Origin of the sequence: Bacteroides sp. An19, from assembly GCF_002160215.1 — a bacterium.
In the GTDB taxonomy this organism is placed as follows: Bacteria; Bacteroidota; Bacteroidia; order Bacteroidales; family Bacteroidaceae; genus Phocaeicola; species Phocaeicola intestinalis.
The window spans coordinates 1-19,389 of the sequence record NZ_NFKD01000002.1; the positions used below are offsets into that span (position 1 = coordinate 1).

16 protein-coding genes are annotated in these 19,389 nt (G+C 48.5%); 13 read left to right on the forward strand and 3 right to left on the reverse strand.

Features of this window, described 5'->3' with window-relative positions:
* Nucleotides 1-222 precede the first annotated feature (222 nt).
* From B5F25_RS01115 to folB, 3 genes are read left to right on the forward strand one after another with little or no spacing between them, the layout of a single operon-like run.
* Entirely contained in the window at nt 223-447 is a 225-nt protein-coding gene (locus B5F25_RS01115) for a hypothetical protein (RefSeq protein WP_087247101.1), read from the forward strand.
* Nucleotides 432-845 carry a PaaI family thioesterase gene (locus B5F25_RS01120; protein WP_013616180.1) on the forward strand — a complete coding sequence of 138 codons (414 nt, stop codon included), beginning with the start codon at nt 432-434 and terminating at the stop codon, nt 843-845. The genes B5F25_RS01115 and B5F25_RS01120 overlap by 16 nt, the downstream gene beginning before the upstream one ends.
* 4 nt (nt 846-849) lie before the next feature.
* The gene (gene folB, locus B5F25_RS01125; RefSeq protein WP_087208410.1) at nt 850-1,221 is read left to right on the forward strand and encodes a dihydroneopterin aldolase; all 372 of its coding nucleotides are present in this window, start codon (nt 850-852) and stop codon (nt 1,219-1,221) included.
* Between the two features lie 70 nt (nt 1,222-1,291).
* On the opposite strand, the gene B5F25_RS01130 is transcribed toward folB, so the two are convergent.
* From B5F25_RS01130 to B5F25_RS01140, 3 genes are all read right to left on the reverse strand, one after another.
* Nucleotides 1,292-2,632 carry a citrate/2-methylcitrate synthase gene (locus B5F25_RS01130; RefSeq protein ID WP_013616182.1) on the reverse strand — a complete coding sequence of 447 codons (1,341 nt, stop codon included), beginning with the start codon at nt 2,630-2,632 and terminating at the stop codon, nt 1,292-1,294.
* A 102-nt stretch (nt 2,633-2,734) separates the two neighbouring features.
* Nucleotides 2,735-4,003, reverse strand: coding sequence for an NADP-dependent isocitrate dehydrogenase (gene icd, locus B5F25_RS01135; protein ID WP_087247103.1), 1,269 nt, complete (start codon nt 4,001-4,003; stop codon nt 2,735-2,737).
* 241 nt (nt 4,004-4,244) lie between these two features.
* Nucleotides 4,245-6,491, reverse strand: coding sequence for an aconitate hydratase (locus tag B5F25_RS01140; protein ID WP_087247105.1), 2,247 nt, complete (start codon nt 6,489-6,491; stop codon nt 4,245-4,247).
* Between the two features lie 320 nt (nt 6,492-6,811).
* Between B5F25_RS01140 and B5F25_RS01145 the strand changes: the two genes are divergently transcribed.
* The 10 genes from B5F25_RS01145 (at nt 6,812) to B5F25_RS01180 (ending at nt 19,359) form a co-directional block, all read left to right on the forward strand.
* On the forward strand, nt 6,812-9,547 hold the full coding sequence (locus tag B5F25_RS01145) for a heparinase II/III family protein (protein ID WP_087247107.1): 2,736 nt from the start codon (nt 6,812-6,814) through the stop codon (nt 9,545-9,547).
* Nucleotides 9,548-9,601: 54 nt separating this feature from the next.
* Nucleotides 9,602-9,853, forward strand: coding sequence for a two-component regulator propeller domain-containing protein (locus B5F25_RS22305; RefSeq protein WP_191765004.1), 252 nt, complete (start codon nt 9,602-9,604; stop codon nt 9,851-9,853).
* A 39-nt stretch (nt 9,854-9,892) separates the two neighbouring features.
* Nucleotides 9,893-12,457 carry a two-component regulator propeller domain-containing protein gene (locus tag B5F25_RS01150; RefSeq protein ID WP_241148327.1) on the forward strand — a complete coding sequence of 855 codons (2,565 nt, stop codon included), beginning with the start codon at nt 9,893-9,895 and terminating at the stop codon, nt 12,455-12,457.
* 192 nt (nt 12,458-12,649) lie between these two features.
* Nucleotides 12,650-12,988, forward strand: a complete 339-nt coding sequence (locus tag B5F25_RS01155) for a sigma factor-like helix-turn-helix DNA-binding protein (RefSeq protein WP_022039964.1) — start codon at nt 12,650-12,652, stop codon at nt 12,986-12,988.
* Between the two features lie 27 nt (nt 12,989-13,015).
* Nucleotides 13,016-14,623, forward strand: coding sequence for a SusC/RagA family TonB-linked outer membrane protein (locus B5F25_RS01160; RefSeq protein ID WP_087247111.1), 1,608 nt, complete (start codon nt 13,016-13,018; stop codon nt 14,621-14,623).
* Complete coding sequence (locus B5F25_RS22310; protein ID WP_241148337.1) at nt 14,620-14,841, forward strand: hypothetical protein; 222 nt, start codon at nt 14,620-14,622, stop codon at nt 14,839-14,841. Before B5F25_RS01160 ends, B5F25_RS22310 begins: the two co-directional genes overlap by 4 nt.
* On the forward strand, nt 14,742-16,067 hold the full coding sequence (locus B5F25_RS01165; protein ID WP_241148336.1) for a SusC/RagA family TonB-linked outer membrane protein: 1,326 nt from the start codon (nt 14,742-14,744) through the stop codon (nt 16,065-16,067). The genes B5F25_RS22310 and B5F25_RS01165 overlap by 100 nt, the downstream gene beginning before the upstream one ends.
* Nucleotides 16,068-16,089: 22 nt before the next feature.
* Nucleotides 16,090-16,707: a RagB/SusD family nutrient uptake outer membrane protein gene (locus B5F25_RS01170; RefSeq protein ID WP_087247115.1), complete on the forward strand. Its 618-nt coding sequence runs from the start codon at nt 16,090-16,092 to the stop codon at nt 16,705-16,707.
* A complete protein-coding gene (locus tag B5F25_RS01175) occupies nt 16,680-17,612 on the forward strand; it encodes a RagB/SusD family nutrient uptake outer membrane protein (RefSeq protein WP_087247117.1) in 933 nt (310 codons plus the stop codon). The genes B5F25_RS01170 and B5F25_RS01175 overlap by 28 nt, the downstream gene beginning before the upstream one ends.
* Nucleotides 17,613-17,898: 286 nt before the next feature.
* Nucleotides 17,899-19,359, forward strand: a complete 1,461-nt coding sequence (locus tag B5F25_RS01180) for a glycoside hydrolase family 30 protein (protein WP_239414057.1) — start codon at nt 17,899-17,901, stop codon at nt 19,357-19,359.
* Nucleotides 19,360-19,389: the final 30 nt, after the last annotated feature.

Genomic DNA, 19,389 nt, shown 5'->3' on the forward strand with positions numbered 1-19,389 from the left:
GGGCTGGGAGTTAGATGCCAATACCTTTTTGCGCCGCTTCTGTAGAGACGATGTGCACATCGTCTCTACTACGTGGCATATACAAAATGCACAAAATAAATACCGCGTGAAGTATAACTCCTGAACGAAGTGATAACTCCCGTGAAACATAACTACGTTTAACTCCTGATTCGCATAAAAATTATATTCTTGATTTAGAAGCTGTTTTGAATTTATCGTGCGATGATTTGGGATGAGTTTTTGAGGCATTTCCGCTTCTGTGATGAGGAAGATAGCGGGCTATCTGACGAAGAACAGGAGCGAAAAGGACCAAAAAATCGCCCAAAGCACACACGAAAACGGATACATCAAGCCAAGAAAAACTTTTTGGAGAAATTCAAAACAGCTTCTTATTTTAATCTGTGTAATCTGTGGTGCTTTAAAAAAGAGGTATGGAAGAAACAGTAAAACATCATTTGTTGGACCGGGTGAAGAAGAACCCGTATGTCAATCATTTGGAGATTGATTTTCAAGAGATAGAAGAAGGCCGTGTGGTAGGGCGCATGCCGTTGAAGCCCGAACAGCGCCAGTATAGCGGAGTGGTGCACGGAGGGGTGTTGGCGGCATTTGCCGATACGGTAGCCGGATTTGCGGCTTATACGATGACGCCTACCGACCGGGATGTACTGACGGCAGAGCTGAAGACTTCGTTCTTGCGTGCGGCATGGGGCGACGAGCTGGTAGGGATAGGCACCGTTGTGAAATCGGGGTTGAACTTGCAGTTTGCCGAGTGTGAAATCTATTGCGACGGCAAGCTGGTGAGCAAGGCTTCGGGGACATTTTGTGTGGTACATTCTCTGATTTAGGCGTATGAAAGCGGAAGCGATGTATATCCGTCTGGACGGGTTGAAATTTTATGCCCGTCATGGTGTGTTTCCTCAAGAAACGCGTGTAGGTGCGGAGTTTACCGTCGACCTGTGTTTGCGTACCGATTTCTCGCAAGCGGCGGAGGCCGATGCCTTGGAGGGAACCGTCAGTTATGCGGAGGTGTTCGAGCGGGTAAAGGCGGAAATGGAAATTCCTTCCCGTCTGCTGGAGCATGTCGTTTATCGGATAGCCCGCCGCCTGCTGGACGATTTCCCTAATGTCATGGAAGTCACTATCGGCCTGTATAAGCAGAACCCGCCCATGGGAGCCGATTGCCGCCGGGTGGGGGTAGAGGCGAGGTATGCACGGAATTAGTTGACAAGGAAACAAGTTGGCAAGGTTTACATATTACAAAGCCTTGCCAACTTGTCAACTGAATAGCGATTTACCTTTCTCCTATCGGCGTGTACGTTACTTCTTCCAATACGTTCTTGTATGCCGGCCGGATGATGCGTCTTCCTTCGAAGTTCAGTTCTTCGATGCGGTGAGCGGTCCAGCCTACGATGCGCGCCATGGCAAAGAGCGGTGTGTAGATTTCTATCGGCAGCCCAATCATTTCGTAGATAAAGCCGGAATAGAAGTCCACGTTCGAGCATACTTGTTTCTTTGTGCCCTTTACTTTCTTGAAACATTCAATGGCGCGTTGTTCCAGCAATTCCAGGAAGGCAAATTCTTTTTCGCACCCTTTTTCGGCTACCAGTTCGCTGGCAAGTTCTTTCAGAAGCACGGCACGCGGGTCGGAAATGGTATATACGGCATGGCCGATTCCGTAAATCAGTCCGCTCCCGTCGTATGCCTCTTTGTGCAGCATCCGTATCAGGTAGGTGTCTATTTCGTCGATGTTGGTCCAGTCGGAGATGACCTCTTTCAGGTGGTGGAACATCTTTACCATCTGGATATTGGCTCCGCCGTGTAGCGGACCTTTCAGCGAGCCGATGCCGGCTGCAATGCTCGAATAGGTGTCGGTGCGGGTAGAGCTGGTGACACGTACGGTGAAGGTGGAGTTGTTTCCTCCTCCGTGTTCTGCCTGAAGCACCAGCAGCAGGTCGAGCATCCGCGCTTCCAATGGGGTATATTCCTTTTTCATCATGTAAAGGAAGTTTTCGGCTATCGACAGGTTTTCATGCGGGTGCCGGATGTGGAGCGAACGGCCGTGTATGCTGTGCCGGTAAATGTTGTAGGCGTATGCGATGATGGTAGGGAACTTCGAGATGAGTTCGATGGACTGGCGCATCAGGTTGTCGCGCGAGATGTCATCGGGGTTGGGGTCGAACGTGTACATTTCCAGCACGCTGCGCGCGAGGATGTTCATGATGTTCTGTCCTTCCAGGTCGATGATATTCATGGTTGTCTTCTTGTCGAGCGGCATGTTGTCGTTGATAAGTTCCTTGAAGGCATCCAGTTGTTCGTTGTCGGGCAGTTCTCCCGAAAGGAGCAGGTATGCCACTTCTTCGAATCCGAAGCGTTTTTCCTTTAGCAGGGCATGTACGATGTCGGCAAGGTCGTATCCCCGGTAGAAGAGTTTTCCGGGAATCGGTTTCAGCCCTTCTTCCGTACGTTCATATCCCACTACGTTGCCTATCTTGGTCAGTCCTACCAGCACGCCGGTCCCGTCTTCGTTGCGCAGCCCGCGTTTCACGTTGTATTTCGTAAATAGTTCATTGTCGATGCGGCAAGCCTGCTTGGCGCATTCCGAAAGCTTGTATACGATGTATTCTTTTTTCATGAGTAGTACAAAATTTAAATGATGTTTATTAGAAACGCAGATTAAACCGATAGGTAAATAATCTGCGTTTCAGAACTGACAGGTTATTTAAACGAATCAGAGTCAGTTACTGCTTAGCGCATCAATCACCCGTTGTCCGAATTCCATGGTGCCCAAGGGTTTTCCGTTGGGCATGAAGCGGGCGAGATCGTTGGTCGCTTCTCCCGCTTCGAATAGTTTCTCCAAGGCTTGCGTGATGAGGGTTGCGGCTTCTTCCCAGCCTAAATGTTCCAGCATCATGACCGAAGAGAGCAGCATCGAACAAGGGTTGACGATGTTTTTTCCGGCGATGTCGGGAGCCGTGCCGTGGGTGGCTTCGAAGATGGCATGCCCCGTTGCGTAGTTGATGTTGGCTCCGGGAGCGATTCCGATGCCTCCTACCATGGCGGCAAGCTGGTCGGATATATAGTCGCCGTTCAGGTTCAAGGTGGCTATTACCGCATATTCTTCAGGCTTCAGCAGGGTGTTTTGCAGGAACGCGTCGGCTATGCAGTCTTTGATGATGACCTTTCCGGTGTTGGCGGCATCGGCAAGGGCGGCATTTGCCGATTCTTCTCCCAGGTCTTTCTTTATCTGGTTGTATTGGTTCATGGAGAAGGTCTGGTCGGGAAACTCTTGCTCTGCCACTTCATATCCCCAGCGTTTGAACCCGCCTTCGGTAAATTTCATGATGTTGCCTTTATGCACCAGTGTGACGGAGGTCTGATGATGCTGCAAGGCATACCGGATGGCGGAACGTACCAGCCGTTTGCTCCCTTCGGCGGAGACCGGTTTTACGCCGAAGGACGAGGTCTCGGGGAAACGTACTTTGCTTACTCCCATCTCGTCGTGAAGGAAGGTGTAGAACTTCTGGGCTTCGGGAGTTCCCTGTTCCCATTCGATGCCTGCATAGATGTCTTCCGTGTTTTCGCGGAAAATGTGCATGTTTACTTTTTGCGGTTCTTTCAATGGGGAAACGACTCCCTTGAACCAGCGTACCGGGCGCAGGCATACATAAAGGTCGAGGGTCTGGCGCAGGGCTACGTTCAGCGAACGGATGCCTCCGCCTACGGGAGTGGTCAGCGGCCCTTTGATGCCTATCAGGTATTCGCGGAAAACATCAAGGGTGGCTTGGGGGAGCCATTCGCCTGTTTGGGCAAATGCTTTTCCTCCTGCAAGCACTTCCATCCATTCGATGGAACGTTTGCCTCCGTATGCGGCTCTGACCGCTTCGTTCACAATATTCTGGCATACCGGAGTGATTTCGGCGCCTACTCCGTCACCTTCTATATAAGGTATGGTTACACAGTCGGGTACAATCAGCCGACCGTCTTTCATTTGTACTTTGCTCATAATGGATTATTGTTTTAAATTTTTTAATATCCGCATTCTACCCAATTGCCATGTAGGGGCGTATTGCATACGCCCTGAAGGCATCCGCATGGGTTAGTTGATGCATTCGGGCGTATGCGATACGCCCCTACATGGGATGTTTGCGGATATTCAAATTAAATTTAGGTACTGGTAGACCGGATTTTTAGAATGTATTTAAAACCTAGTCAACTGCTATCTAGTCCCTGGTCCCTGATATTGTTTATAAATTCAATGCCGCTCCGGCTTTAAACCACTTTATCTGCATTTCATTATATGTATGTGCGGCTTCGAATGTATCTTCGCTTCCGTCGGCATGCCTCAACTTGATTTGCAGGGGTTTTCCGGGTGCGAACTCTCTTAATCCGAAGACAGAGATGCGGTCGTTTTCCTGCACTTTATCGTAATCGTCTTTATGGATGAATGTCAGAGCCAGCATGCCTTGCTTTTTCAGGTTCGTTTCATGGATGCGGGCGAAACTCTTGGCAAGAACGACTCTTACGTTGAGGAAACGCGGTTCCATGGCGGCATGTTCGCGGCTGGAGCCTTCTCCGTAGTTTTCTTCGGCTACTACGATGGAGGGAATCCCTTTTGCCTTATAGTTTTTGGCAACGGCGGATACGGCTTCATATTCTCCGGTCAGGGTGTTCAATACCCAGTTCGTTTTCCCGTTGAAAGCGTTTACGGCTCCCATCAGCAGGTTGTTGGAGATATTTTCCAAATGTCCGCGGAACCGTAGCCACGGGCCCGCCATGGATATGTGGTCGGTGGTGCATTTCCCTTTTGTCTTGATCAAGAGCGGCATGTCGATGAGGTCATTTCCGTCCCACGGTGCGAATGGTTCCAGCTTTTGCAGGCGTTCCGAATCGGGATGTATGGAAACTTCGATGGATTTGCCGTCGGCAGGCGGGGCAATGTATCCGTTGTCGTCTACGGTGAATCCGTTTCGGGGCAGGGTTTCGCCGGCAGGTGCATCCAGTTTCACCTGTTCGCCCTTTTCATTGGTAAGGGTATCGGTCAGAGGGTTGAAGCACAAGTCTCCGGCGATGGTAAGTGCCATAGCCAGCTCCGGTGAAGCTACGAAGGCGTGCGTATTCGGGTTCCCATCGGCACGTTTGGCAAAGTTCCGGTTGAACGATGTGACAATCGAGTTGGCTCTGTTCGGGTCATCGGTCACCCGTTTCCATTGTCCGATGCACGGACCGCAGGCATTGGTCATAATGGTTCCGCCTACGGCTTCGAAGGCGCTTATCATGCCGTCGCGCCGGGCGGTGCAATAGATTTGTTCCGATCCGGGATTGATTATCAGGGGAGAAGCCATCTTGAGGGCTTTCTCCTTTACCTGACGTGCCAGAGAGGCTGCCCGGCTCAGGTCTTGGTAAGACGAATTGGTGCACGAACCGATTAATCCTACTTCCATGCGGCGTGGGTAACCGTTTGCTTTTACTTTTTCTGCAAAATCCGAAATGGGGCAGGCGGCATCAGGTGTAAACGGCCCGTTGATATAAGGTTCCAATGCCGACAGGTCGATTTCGATGATGCGGTCGTAATACTTTTCCGGTTGTGCCAGCACTTCGGGGTCGGCTTGCAGGCAATCGACGCATGCCGATGCCAGCCGGGCTATTTCTTCCCTTCCCGTAGCGCACAGGTAAGTTGCCATCTGTTCATCGTAAGGGAAGATGGATGTAGTGGCACCCACTTCGGCGCCCATGTTGCAGATAGTGGCTTTCCCCGTTGCCGAAATCGATGCGGTCCCTTCGCCGAAATATTCAATGATGGCATTGGTCGCTCCTTTTACGGTAAGGATGCCGGCAAGTTTCAGTATCACGTCTTTGGGGGCAGCCCATCCGTTCAGGCTTCCTTTCAGGTGCACGCCGATGAGGCGGGGCATTTTCAGTTCCCATTCCATGCCGGTCATTACGTCTACGGCATCAGCTCCGCCTACTCCGATGGCTATCATGCCCAGTCCGCCTGCATTAGGCGTATGCGAATCGGTGCCTACCATCATGCCGCCGGGAAAAGCGTAGTTTTCCAATACGACCTGGTGGATGATGCCGGCACCCGGTTTCCAGAATCCGATGCCATATTTGGCAGACACGCTTTGCAGGAAGTCATACACTTCACGGTTCACCTGGCAGGCGGCAGGAAGGTCGGTTTGTACGCCTTTGTAGGCTTGTATCAGGTGGTCGCAGTGTACCGTTGCAGGAACGGCTGTTGTTTCTTTGCCTGCATTCATGAATTGCAGCAGTGCCATTTGCGCCGTGGCGTCTTGCATGGCAACGCGGTCGGGGCGGAATGTCGCATAATCTTCGCCTCGCCGGAAGCGAGGTTGTATCTCCGGATGATACAAGTGGGTATATAAAATCTTTTCGGCAAGCGTGAGAGGCTTGCCGCTTGCCTGTTGAGCCGCTTTTACCCGTTTTGCATACGAGGCGTAAAACGTTCTTAGCATGTCGATGTCGTAAACCATAAGACTTTTTGTTTAATGAATTGTTTTTATTTGTCCGCAAATGTAAGAAGAATGTTTTGGAAAAGCAAGATTTTGCAGACAAAGTGTCTTGTTTGATGTGAATCGTGCAGCGGTTTGCCAAATTTGCGGCTCGTATATCCGGCGAAACGTTTCTTTGATGCACCGTATCCTTTCGAAATGCAGCCGAAGCGTTTCCGCAGGTTTTCGAAGCCCTCCGGAGTGTTGCCGAAACGTTTTACTGGAGATTTTTTTAGAAAAGCATTGAGTATTTCTCATTTCTTGTTCGTATTTTAGGGAAAACTTAATAAACTCATCTATTTATGAAAACAAAAATTTGGATAATCGTTTTCTTCTGTATAAGTGCCAGTTTGCAGTTTGCAGGTCAGGTAAGTGGTTTGCCGCAAGGGCACCCGCGTTTCTTGACCGATGCCGGAGGCAAGAAGGAGACGTTACGGTTGATTGAGGAAGAAACGTGGGCACGGGAGGTGTTCGACGGATTGAAACGGCGTACTGACACCTATGCCGGACGTGAAGAAGGATGGCTGACATCGCGTTTGCAAATGTACTGGAACACCCACGCCACCGACGTATATATAAAAGGAGAGGTGTACGACCATGCCGGTGGCAATCGCGCGCCTGCGCCTACGGTGATGTTTACCGGCGCACGCAGCCATGCCACCAACTACCGCCGCCCCAAGCTGGAAGAGCTGGAGCCTTACGCCGAAGACCCGAAGGGCATATATCTGGCGAACGCTACGCTGGAAGGGAATCCCAAGGAGTGGGTGTACATCGGCAAGACGGGGCGCATGATAGAGAGCATCAACCGCGAGATAATGGGCATCGCCCGTGATGCTGCTTTCCTGTGGTGGCTGACCGGCGAGGAGCCGTATGGACGGATGGCGGCATCGGTGTTCGATACGTACATGACGGGCATTTATTACCGCAACGTGCCGGTCGACTTGAATAACGGGCACCAGCAGACCCTGGTGGGCATGACCTCGTTCGAGGTGATTCACGAAGACATCCTGAACGAGCTGGTGCCGTTGTATGATTTTCTTTATGATTACCTGAAGCAGACCCGTCCCGAAAAGATGCCGGTGTATGCCGGGGCGTTCAAGAAATGGATAGAAAACATCATCGCCAACGGTGTGCCTCATAACAACTGGAACCTGATTCAGGCACGTTATATCATGAACGTGGCATTGATACTGGAAGACGATGCCGCTTATCCCGACCGGAAGGGCAGGGGCTATTACATCGATTATGTAATCAACCAATCTTCGCTCCGCCAGTGGTTGCTGAAGCAGTTGGCGGATTACGGATTTGATTCCGCTACGGGCATTTGGGCGGAGTGTCCGGGCTACAGCATGAACGTGGTGGGCGACTATGTTTCGTTTGCCAACCTGTTCGACCGTAACCTGCAAACCGACCTGACCATGCAGATTCCGGTTATCCCGAAGGCGGTAGAAGCCTTGCCTCAATACCTGTTCCCCAACCGGATGCTGTGCGGCTGGGGCGATACACATCCGGGCGCGTTGCGCACCGATGTGTTCCGTTACCTGATTCAGAACGCGCAGCAGTACGGCAAGAAAGCCGAAGAACGGAAATTCACGGCGATGTTCCGCCTGTTCGACACGAAAGCCGGCGAGGCAGGAAAGTCTGCCCGTATGCCGGTGGCGGTCACTTCGTTTTTCGCCGATAAGCCGCTGGTGTTGGACAAGGAGGTGAAAGCCGGCAAGATAGACGACTATGTGACGCCGACGTTTTATGCGTCCAATGTGAGCTGGCTGGTACAGCGCAACGGCATGGACGCACGCAACAGCCTGATGGCATCGCTCAACGGAAGCGAGGGAAACCATGCGCACGCCAACGGCATCAGCCTCGAACTGTACGGAAAAGGCTATGTGCTGGGACCGGATGCAGGCATCGGGAAGACGTTGTATCAAGGTTTGGATTACCTGGAGTATTACAGCCAGTTCCCGGCTCATAACACGGTGTGCGTAGACGGCATTTCGTCGTATCCCGTCATGAAGAGCAACCATGCCTTCCGTGTGCGCAACCTCTATCCGGCATCGGGCGCCAAGGTGGGCTACCAGCCGGTAAGCTACACCAACGTGTATTTCCGCGAGCCCGAATCGTATGCCGACCAGACCCGTTTGGTGAGCATTGTCAATACGGGCGATTCTACGGGGTATTATGTCGATGTGTTCCGCAGCCGGAAGATAGAGGGCGGCGACAAGATGCACGACTATTTCTACCATAACTTAGGACAGACGCTGGACCTGCGTGCTTCCGGCGGCGATACGCTCGCGATGCAGCCCACGCAAGAACTGGCTTTTGCCGGGGCGCATCTCTATGCTTACTCCTATATATATAATCAGCGATGCATCGAAACCAGTAAAGATGTCCGGGCTGACTTTACCGTCCGGATGCCCGATGGCGATGATATTACGATGTCGATGTGGATGAAGGGCGAGCAGGAGCGGAAAATCTTCTCGGCTTTAAGTCCGATGACCGAAGGGTTGAGCCGCATCAAGCAGATGTCTTATGTGATAGCCGACCAGCCTACGCTGACCTTTGTGGCACGCCAGCGCGGAGAGGCGTGGAAGCGTCCTTTCGTATCGGTATTCGAACCGCATACGGCAAAGAATGCGCCTTCGCGCATCAGGGAGGTACGCTTTCCGGAAGTCAGCGCCACCGGAGAAGGAAGCCATACGGGCATTCAAGTGATACAGACCGACGGTACGGTCGATTGGATTCTCTCTTCCGATAAGGCAGAAGTGCGTTGCACCACGGAAGGGATTTCGGCACAGGCGGTATATGCGCTCTACCGGCAGAAAGGCGGGCAGGGAGAAATGGCTTTCTTGGGCGGCGGAACCTTGCTGGAGGCAGGGGATATCCGCATCGAAGCGGCAGAAGCGGCGGATGTTTTGCTGGTGAAGGAGGCTGGAGGCTGGATGTACACCGCTTCCCGTCCGTGTACAATTACGATGGGTGGAAAAGAGCTTAGTTTGCCGTCGGTGCAAACAAAAACTTCTGTATTGTTTTCAAAGTAGAAAAGATATTGTTATTTTTGTTCGTCTCAAAAAAAGGTAGATTGGTAAATAAGAATGAGAGAACAGCTGAAGTTTATAATAATCATGGTGGGCATCTTGTTGCTCGTGGCGGCACGGGCGGCAGGCATGCCCTTTTCATATAGTTTCCGCAGCCTGTCGGTGTCCGACGGGTTGCCCGATTTGGTCATCAACACTTGCTATAAGGACCGGTCGGGCTATATGTGGTTTGGTACCAATGTGTCGTTGGAACGTTTCGACGGCATTCGTCTGAAGCATTATCTGATAAAGGGGAAAGCCGAAACCTGAAAGGCCGAAAACCTGAAACGGGTATATGCTGTTGCCGAGATGGCAGAGGGTGAGATATGGGTAGGGTCGGATGTGGGGTTGCTGCATCTGGACAAAGCGACTGATGACCTGGAGGCTGTAGAGCCGGTATTGATAGATGCTCCGGTATATTGCCTCTTGTCGGACGGGAAGCAAACGCTGTATGCAGGCACGCGCAAAGGACTGTTCGTTTACGAGGGCGGCAAGATGCGTCACATCCTGATAGACAAGAACGTGTTTTCGCAATGGAACGAAATCAAAGGGTTGAACATCGGCGAAGACGGCCGTTTGTGGCTGGCTACCTTGAAAGGGGTAGTGGCTTTGCATACCGCTTCGGGCAAGCTGGAGACGTATGCATACCGGAACCCGTTTTACTCGCTGACCCGTATCGGCGGGGTATTGTATCTGGGAACGATGAACGAAGGAATCGTTACGTTCGATACGCAGGAAAAGGCTTTCGGCAAGCTAGTGGATGTGGGCTGCTCGGTCATCTCTTCTCTTTCTACCGATGGTAAGGACCTGCTGTATGTAGGGACGGACGGAAATGGAGTCCATTTCGTGTCGGTGACTCAGCGAAAGGTCGTGAAGTCGTTCCGGCACGAGACCGGAAACGATGCCAGTATCCGTTCCAATTCGGTGTACTCGCTTTTGGTAGACCGCGACGGGTTGCTTTGGATAGGTTTTTATCAGCTGGGGCTGGACTATACGTTGCACAATAACGGGCTGTTTGCGGCTTATCGGTATCCGCCCTATTTGGATACGCGTGACATGCCGGTGCGTACCATCGCTTTCCACCAGGGGGAAAAGCTGGTAGGCTCGCGCGACGGGCTGTATTTTATCGATGAAGACAGGCGGTTGTTCAAGAGTTTTCATAACTTGCGTGCCAATATGATTATTTCCAGTTGCTATTTCGAGGGGAAATACTACATCGGTACGTATGGAGGCGGCATGTATGTGTTCGACCCGCTGACCCTTGAACTGGTTGATTTCGATGCGGCGGAGGGCGAGCCATTCCTGACAGGCCATATATTCTGCATCCGTCCGGATGCGGACGGCGATTTGTGGATTGGCACTTCATCGGGGCTTTACCGCTATCGGGCAGGGAAGCAGGTGGCTCATTATACCGGTTCCAATTCCAAGTTGCCCGAAGGGAATATCTACGAGGTCTTTTTCGACTCTACCCGCAAAGGATGGATTTGTACCGAGAAAGGGCTTTGCATTTGGGATGCTTCGTCGGAAAGCATCCGTACGGATGTCTTTCCCGAAGGATTCATCAACGAAGAGAAAGTAAGGGTGGTCTACGAAGATTCCAGGCACAATCTTTATTTATTGCCCGAAAAGGGTACCTTGTTTGTGTCCGACCTTTCCATGAGCCATTTCTCGCGTTTCGACAACGAACTGCTTCGGGGCAAAACGCTGATGTCGGTGGTGGAGGACAATGAAGGATGGCTGTGGCTCACTACCAACAACGGCATCTATCGCTACGACAAGAAAGACCGGGTGATGCCTTATAGCCTCTCCGACGGTATCTTGAGCCCTATCTTTATCAACTGTATGCCGGTGAAGGACGAAAGCGGCGGACTTTGGTTCGGCAACTCCAAAGGATTGGTTTATCTGGACATGAACAAGCTGAAGTCGAGAAAAGTTCCGCCTTATAAGCTGGCTGTTTCGGGAGTGCAGGTTGATGGGGAAGAGGCGGTTCCCGAAGTGTGGAGCAGAGGACAGGCGGACGGCATTTACCTGGACAAGGTGAAAAACAATCTGACCGTTTTCTTTTCGGCACTTACTTATACCTATCCGTCTGATATGTTTTACGAATACAGGCTGGAAGGCGGAGAGGACGACGTGTGGAAACCTTTAATCGGTAAGTCGTCTGTTTCTTTTTACAATTTGTCTGCGGGAGATTATCTGCTCAGGATACGTAGCATCGGGTTTCCCGAATCAGAAATCGTATTGCCTGTTAAGGTGCATTCCGTATTTTGGAGCTGGTTTGTGGCAGGGGCAGGACTGTTGTTTATCGGAAGCCTTGCCTGGTTTCTTGTGCGGAAGAAACGGTCGGGACGCCTGCATGTATCCGACAGGCAGGAAAGCCAGGATAATCCCGTTACGCAGCCCGGTCCGGACAAACTGGTATTGCAGACTATTCTAGACGGTGCGCTGGAAACATACATTCCGCCGATGGAACATTCGGAGGACGAGCCGGCAAAAGAGAAATACAAGGTGCACAAGGTAGACCCTGAAGAATGCCGCCAGCTCCAGAAAATACTGGAGCGGCTGATGCAGGAAGAAAAGCCTTATAAGAATTCCGACCTGAAGATTGCCGATCTGGCAAAGATGACAGGATACACCTCGCATACGCTTTCTTACTTCTTCAATCAATACCTGAAGAAGAACTATTACGATTACATCAACGAATACCGTGTGGAAGAGTTCAAGCGGCTGATTGTGGATGAGCAATATGCCAAGTACACGCTGGAGGCGTTGGCAGAAGTATGCGGCTTCAGTTCGCGTACCTCTTTCTTCCGTTATTTCAAGAAGGTGGCAGGTATCACTCCCAATGAATACATCAAGCAGTTGAACCGTTAAGAAATAATACCTGCAGTGTCATGAAGGCGCAAAGAGGTTCTATTCCTCTTTGTGCCTTTTGTTTTGCCCGATGCAGATAGTTGCGTAGGCAAACGCAGGCAGGTGCGTTGTTTGTAAGATTATTAATCTTCCGGCTGTAAGATTATTAATCTTACACGTGTAGGATTATTAATCTTACAGAAAAGTTACTTATTGAAATATTTCCTTTTTACCATTGTGCGTAATTTGGTAAACGATTATTTACGCCGTTTATATAAGAAGCAGGAAATCGACCGCTATCTGTATGAGGTGCTTCCGGTTTCTGTTACGGATTTGGAGAGCCAGGTGATTGCAAAAGACTTGCGGCGGTGGGAGTACCGGAAAGTTGCTACGCTTTCCGAACAGCGTCGGAAGGTGTATGTGATGAGTCGGTTTCAGTCTAACTCCATTTCGGAAATATCCCAAAAGCTGAATCTGTCCTTTCGTACGGTAGAAAGCCACCTTTTTGTTAGTAGGAGAGATGTACGTGAATTCATGAGAGCATGTATCTAAATAAATTGTTAATTTAAAAATTGATTTATGAAAAATGTAGTGAGAATGTTGTCAAAGAGAATGTTATTCTCTGTCTTTATGGCATCACCTTTGATGGCTGGAAGTTCGTTATCGGCTTTTGCAGGTATAGGCAGCGTAGGGTGGATGCAGCAAGCTAATGTTGTAGAAGGTATTGTAACTGATGTGAACGGTGAGCCGGTTATTGGTGCCAGCGTTGTAGTGAAAGGCATGTCAAACGGGACTATTACAGATTTGGATGGTAAGTTTAGTTTGCCGGATGCTCAAGGCGTTTTGGTTATTTCGTATATCGGTTATAAGACGCAAGAAGTGGTTCTTGACGGGCAGAAACATCTGAAAGTCATGATGGAAGAAGATTCGAAAGCTTTGGATGAAGTGGTAGTAGTGGGGTATGGTACACAGCGTAAATCAGACCTTACAGGTTCTGTTACCACAATCAAGTTAAAAGACATTTCCGGTATCCGGGGAGGAAATGCCGGAGAAGCTTTGCAAGGGAAAAGCGGTCTGACGGTCGTGACTTCAGGAGCGCCGGGAGCAACTCCTACCGTCCGTATTCGTGGTATTGGTACGGATGGTGACGCTACTCCTGTGTACGTAGTAGACGGGGTAATGACAAATAATATAGATTTTCTTAACCCTAAAGATATCGAGAGTATGAATGTGCTGAAAGATGCCTCAGCTACTGCTATTTACGGTTCAAGAGGAGCCAATGGCGTGATTATGGTGACAACAAAAAGAGGCGAGTCCGGAAAGCCTGTCGTTTCGTACTCAGGGAGTGAAGGCTTTCAGTATATCATTGATAATTATGATGTCTGCAATGGTTCCGAATATGCCCGCTTAATGAATATTGTTGCCCAAAATTCCAGACAAGAACAACCTTACGGAAATCCGTCGGGGTATGGAAAAGGAACTGATTGGCTGGGGGAAATGACCCGGAACGGTTGGACACGTGACCATCAACTTTCTGTATCGGGTGGCTCCGAATCTGTGAATTATAATGTGAGTGCCGGATATTTCAAGCAGAATGGTGTATGGGAGAATACGTCTTATGACCGCTGGACTTTCCGTATCAATAATGAATATAAGCTTTCAAAATCTATCCGGATAGGACATAACTTGAATTTAGCTGTCAGCAACAGTGACGGCAGAAGCGATTCATATCGTTTGATGCGTTCCGTTTTGTCTGGTTCACCTCTTATTACACCCCAAAATGAACAAGGAGAGTGGAATTCTATGCAGAATGGTGATTTGATAAATCCTGTTGCGGAATTAGCCCTGAATGCCGGTTATAACAATAAGCGGATACGTTTCTTTGGGAATGTATGGGGAAGCTGGGAAATAGTGAAAGGGCTTACATTCCGTACGTCGTATGGTGTTGATTGGTTACATGGTTATGAACATCAGTTGAAGGGGATTTACAATATCAATCCATCCCATCAAAGCAGCAGTTCTAATACCTTTATGGAGAATTATGCGCTCGAAAACACATGGTTGTGGGAAAATACATTGACGTATGATCGTTTATGGGGGAACACTCACCATTTGAATGTCCTGGCAGGTTTTACGTCTGAAAAAGCACGACACAAGGATTGGGAGCAAACAGCCGGAATATTTTGATGTACGACAAGGATTATGGCATGACAGCTACCGCTCCTACCGATGCAGACCGTACCGTGGCAGCGGTCAAGCCGACAATTACGACAAGAGCTTCTTACATGTTCCGTGTCAATTATTCATTGAAAGACCGTTATCTGTTTACGGCTACAATGCGTGCGGACGGTTCTTCCAATTTGGAAAGAATAACCGTTGGGGGTATTTTCCGTCGGCTGCAGTAGGTTGGCGGGTCAGTGAAGAAGCGTTTCTGAAGGATGTGGACTGGTTGAGCAATTTAAAGATAAGAGGAAGCTGGGGACAAACAGGTAATGACAAGATTCAGGACAATGTTTCGTATGCGTTGGTATCGATGGTTGATGAGTATCATGCTGTTTTTAATGGACAAGTATATCCCGGTGTAGGTATTGTAAATGCATCTAATCCGGATATCAAATGGGAACGTAGTGAACAGGTTGATTTGGGATTTGACTTGGGGTTGTTTAATAGTATGCTGACTCTTGAGTTTGATTATTTCAACCGTAAGACTAAAGACCTCTTGATGATATTGCCGATAAAAGGCGGTTCGGTGGGTATTACGCCTACATATTCCAATGCAGGTTCAGTCCGTAACAGTGGTTTTGAGTTTACTGTTGCATGGCAGGATAACAGGCATCCGTTCAATTATGGTTTTACATTTAGTGGAAGTACATTCAAGAATGAAGTAACCGATTGGAAGAATCAAAAGACTATTTCCACTGCTTGGTCTACTAATCTTCAGACAGCCAAGGAAGAAGGAAAACCTTTCGGATATTTCTATGGGTATAAGACGCAAGGCATTTACCACACTCAGGCAGACCTTGACCGCTGGAACGAATATGCCCGTAGCAAAGGGGCGGACGTTTATCATTCGGAAGCCCAATTGGGAGATTTGATTTATGTAGACGTTGACGGGGATGGAAGAATTACCGCAGAGGATCAGACGGATCTTGGAAACCCTTATCCTAAATTTACGGGAAGCTTGGGATTTAATGCGTCGTGGAAAGGGTTTGACTTGTATTTGGATTTTACCGGAAGTTTTGGAGGGAAGGTGATGAATAACTCTTACAATGACTTTACATCGGTGACCAACAATATGCATCGTGATTGGTGTGATTCATGGACTCCTGAAAATCCGGACGCTGTTATGCCTCGTTTGGCAGGCGGATCTATCAATGTGGGAAGAACATTGGATATAATGGTTTTCGATGGTGATTATCTGAAATTGCGTCCGTCAGAATTGGGCTATACGTTGCCTGATGAATGGATGAATAAGATTGGGATTGGCAGACTTCGTATCTATGTAAACGCATCTAATCTGCTTTACTTTACTAAATATAAAGGTTTTACTCCCGAAATCATGGATGGGCAGGATTCGAATACTTATCCGATGGCGGGCAGTGTGAACTTCGGTTTGAATTTGACTTTATAATAATTCTTTTAATTCAGAAGATATGAAACAGATAAAAACATATATAATGGCATTGGCTGGAACTTGTATATTAGGTTCGTGTAGTGATTTCTTGGATGTTACTCCGCAAGGAGAATTGACCACAGATTTGTATTTTAGCCAAGAAGAACGAATTAATGAAGCGGTATCACGTGTTTATTCATCCATTAACTGGCGTTTTTTCCGTTTGGGTACAATGTATTTTACAACGCATGAGTTTCCTTCGGATGATGTGCGGATGAATACGGCAGACGCTAATTTCTTGACTGCATATAACTTTCAGTACGACCCCAATAACGTTTATGTGGAACGGTTATGGGAAAGATGGTATCAATATATAAATGATTGCAACCAGGTATTGGAACTTACGAAAGATTATGATGATGAAACAGCAGCTCTTTATAACGCGCAGGCACGTTTTTTCCGTGCATATTGGCATTTTGATTTGATGAATGTATTCGGTGAAGTAGTGTTGCGTGACCATGTTCCGGCAGAAAATGAATATAATATTCCCAAAAGTTCAGAGGAAGATATTTATAGATTGGTAATATCTGATTTGGAATACGCTATAGAACATCTTCCTACCCGTCAGGAATGGGGAGAAGAAAACTTGGTCGTGTGACCAAAGGAACGGCAAAAGGGATACTGGCAAAGGTTTACTTATATCGTCAGGATTATGAAAACGCCTACAAGTATGCCAATGAAGTTGTGAATGTAGACCATGAATATTCACTCGACCCGGATTATCGGAATCTGTTCTCTATTCAGGGTAAATATTCTTCGGAAAGCATGATGCCGGGACACTATATTTACCAGAATATCGAGGGGCGTTTGCGTAATCCGTATGTAGAGTTTCAAGGTATTCCCGGCTCAGGATTGGGGTCTGCTTATTTTGTTCCTTCCGATGAATTTGTAAGTGCTTATGAAGAGGGAGATCCGCGTAAGGAAGCGACAATCTTTGAAAAGGGAGAAACCATTGAAGGCTATACAGGTGAAATAACTTGGCTGGAAGAAAAAGATGAGGCAGGGAATGTTGTATCTGAGTTTAACTATGCAAACAAGAAAGTGATTTGGCCCGCTACGCAATGGCCCGACAATGACTTTTTCAAGCAAGAATTGAACCTGCCATTCCTCCGCTTTGCGGATATCTTGTTGGTTTATGCCGAATCGGCTAATGAACTTGGGAAAACAACAGAGGCAGAAGATGCCCTTGAAAAAGTCCGTTTCCGCGCTCGTGGAAACCAAACGTATGCCGAGGCAGGTGTATTGCCGGAAAAAAGAGGGTTGGGAAAAGATGCCTTACGGGAAATAATCTGGAACGAACGCCGTATAGAATTGGCTTTTGAAGGAAACCGTTGGTTTGATTTGGTGCGTTATGAAAAAGTAGTACCCAATTATACGACCAACCTCATGCACCGTAAAGGACGGACGAATTTTGACTATGCGAAGCATAGCAAATTCCCTATTCCTACCTATTATATAACCAGTTCAGAAGGGGTCTTGACACAAAACCCTGCACGGCAATAGGTTTTAGTATCAGATAAATTTCTAAATTTGAATATCCGCAAACATCCCATATAGGAGTAAAATGCGGATATTCATTTTTTAATGGTAAGTCTGTATTTGCTTTCATTGGGGCATACTCTCTTGCTTTTTCGGGGAAAAATAATTATTATTGCAAAGTGAATGTCCGCAAACAGCCCATGTAGGGGAAATGAGGATATTCGTATATTTTACAATCATAAACCGTAACACGTAAATTCTTATGAAACCGATTTTTCTAAAATGGACCTTTGCCGTATGCTTTTTGAGTATGGTTTATGGCATACAGGCACAGTCTTATGTATGGATATGCAGTACAGAAAACAATTATTGGAAAGAGGATGAGACCAAGCTGCAATCCCGTCCCGTTCAGACTCCTTTGCTGGAAATAGATGGGACAGAAAAAGGCGTTCCTTTCAAGGCATGGGGTACGACGTTCAACGAGTTGGACTGGGATGCCCTGCTGGCGCTGACCCGTGATGAACAGGATGAAATTATGCATAACCTGTTTGCTCCCGACGGAGACTTGAAGTTTACCCGCGGACGTATCCCGATGAATGCCAGCGATTATGCCCGTTCGTGGTATAGCTGTGACGAAGTGGCAGGCGACTTGGAACTGCGTTATTTCAATATCGACCGCGACAAGCTGGGCATCATTCCTTTGATTCGTGCCGCCCAGAAGTTCAATCCTCGCTTGACTTTCTGGACATCTCCCTGGAGTCCGCCAAGCTGGATGAAAATCAATGGAGATTACCCGGTACTGAGCAGCCGTTTCAACCGGCAGGACAAGCGTTTGGACTATCTGCTGTATGGCTCGCAAGACGGGGTAGACGAGGATGAGATGAAATTCTTGGGCGAGCGTGAAGGGCAATTCCCCCGAAAACTGGCTACACAGGATTATTTCATTCAAGACCCTCGTTACCTGCAGGCATACGCCAATTATTTTTGTAAGTTCATCGATGCCTATAAAGCCCAGGGGGTAAACATCGATATGGTAATCTATCAGAATGAGGCCTACAGCTACACGCCTTATCCGGGCTGTGCCTGGACAGCTGAAGGCACGATACGTTTCAACCGTGATTATTTGGCTCCTGCCTTGAAAAAGCATCATCCGGATGTGAAGCTGTATTTGGGTACGTTTAATACCAACCGGCAAGACCATGTAGAAAAGGTATTAAGCGATGACCGGTTGCGTGCCTGCATCGAAGGGCTTGCCTTTCAGTGGGAAGGACGTCAAATCCTGCCTGCCATACGCCGTCAGTATCCCGGTTTCCATTATATCTGTTCGGAAAGTGAATGCGGCAACGGAGCTATGGACTGGAAGGCGGGCGAGCATACGTTCTTTTTGATAAGTGACAATGTGGGCAATGGTTGCGACGAATGGTTTAATTGGAACTTCTTGCTTCCAAAGCATGGCACCAGTCCTTGGGGATGGAACCAGAATGCATTGATAGAGCTGGACAGTGAAACACGGACGTTCCGCTATACGGCAGAATATTATGCCGTGAAGCATTTTTCTCATTTTGTCGTTCCCGGAAGTGAAATGATAGGCTATGCTCCCAAAGAGAAAGACGGAACGATAGCGGTGGTCTACCGTACTCCTGAAAAGAAAATTGTCGTTATAGCAGGCAATTTGGGCGATACGCCGCAGCCGGTAAGCGTGAAGATAGGGAAGAAATACCTTAACGTGACGCTGGACGCACATTCCCTGCATACTTTTGTCATGAAGTAGTTTGTTGGTAAATGAATTTCACTACAGTAT

Bases quoted from the DNA above. Each gene is read 5' to 3' on its own strand.
- B5F25_RS01115 (WP_087247101.1), top strand. From the start codon at position 223: ATGATTTGGGATGAGTTTTTGAGGCATTTCCGCTTCTGTGATGAGGAA.
- B5F25_RS01120 (WP_013616180.1), top strand. From the start codon at position 432: ATGGAAGAAACAGTAAAACATCATTTGTTGGACCGGGTGAAGAAGAAC.
- folB (WP_087208410.1), top strand. From the start codon at position 850: ATGAAAGCGGAAGCGATGTATATCCGTCTGGACGGGTTGAAATTTTAT.
- B5F25_RS01130 (WP_013616182.1), bottom strand. From the start codon at position 2,632: ATGAAAAAAGAATACATCGTATACAAGCTTTCGGAATGCGCCAAGCAG.
- icd (WP_087247103.1), bottom strand. From the start codon at position 4,003: ATGAGCAAAGTACAAATGAAAGACGGTCGGCTGATTGTACCCGACTGT.
- B5F25_RS01140 (WP_087247105.1), bottom strand. From the start codon at position 6,491: ATGGTTTACGACATCGACATGCTAAGAACGTTTTACGCCTCGTATGCA.
- B5F25_RS01145 (WP_087247107.1), top strand. From the start codon at position 6,812: ATGAAAACAAAAATTTGGATAATCGTTTTCTTCTGTATAAGTGCCAGT.
- B5F25_RS22305 (WP_191765004.1), top strand. From the start codon at position 9,602: ATGAGAGAACAGCTGAAGTTTATAATAATCATGGTGGGCATCTTGTTG.
- B5F25_RS01150 (WP_241148327.1), top strand. From the start codon at position 9,893: ATGGCAGAGGGTGAGATATGGGTAGGGTCGGATGTGGGGTTGCTGCAT.
- B5F25_RS01160 (WP_087247111.1), top strand. From the start codon at position 13,016: ATGAAAAATGTAGTGAGAATGTTGTCAAAGAGAATGTTATTCTCTGTC.
- B5F25_RS01170 (WP_087247115.1), top strand. From the start codon at position 16,090: ATGAAACAGATAAAAACATATATAATGGCATTGGCTGGAACTTGTATA.
- B5F25_RS01175 (WP_087247117.1), top strand. From the start codon at position 16,680: ATGGGGAGAAGAAAACTTGGTCGTGTGACCAAAGGAACGGCAAAAGGG.
- B5F25_RS01180 (WP_239414057.1), top strand. From the start codon at position 17,899: ATGGTTTATGGCATACAGGCACAGTCTTATGTATGGATATGCAGTACA.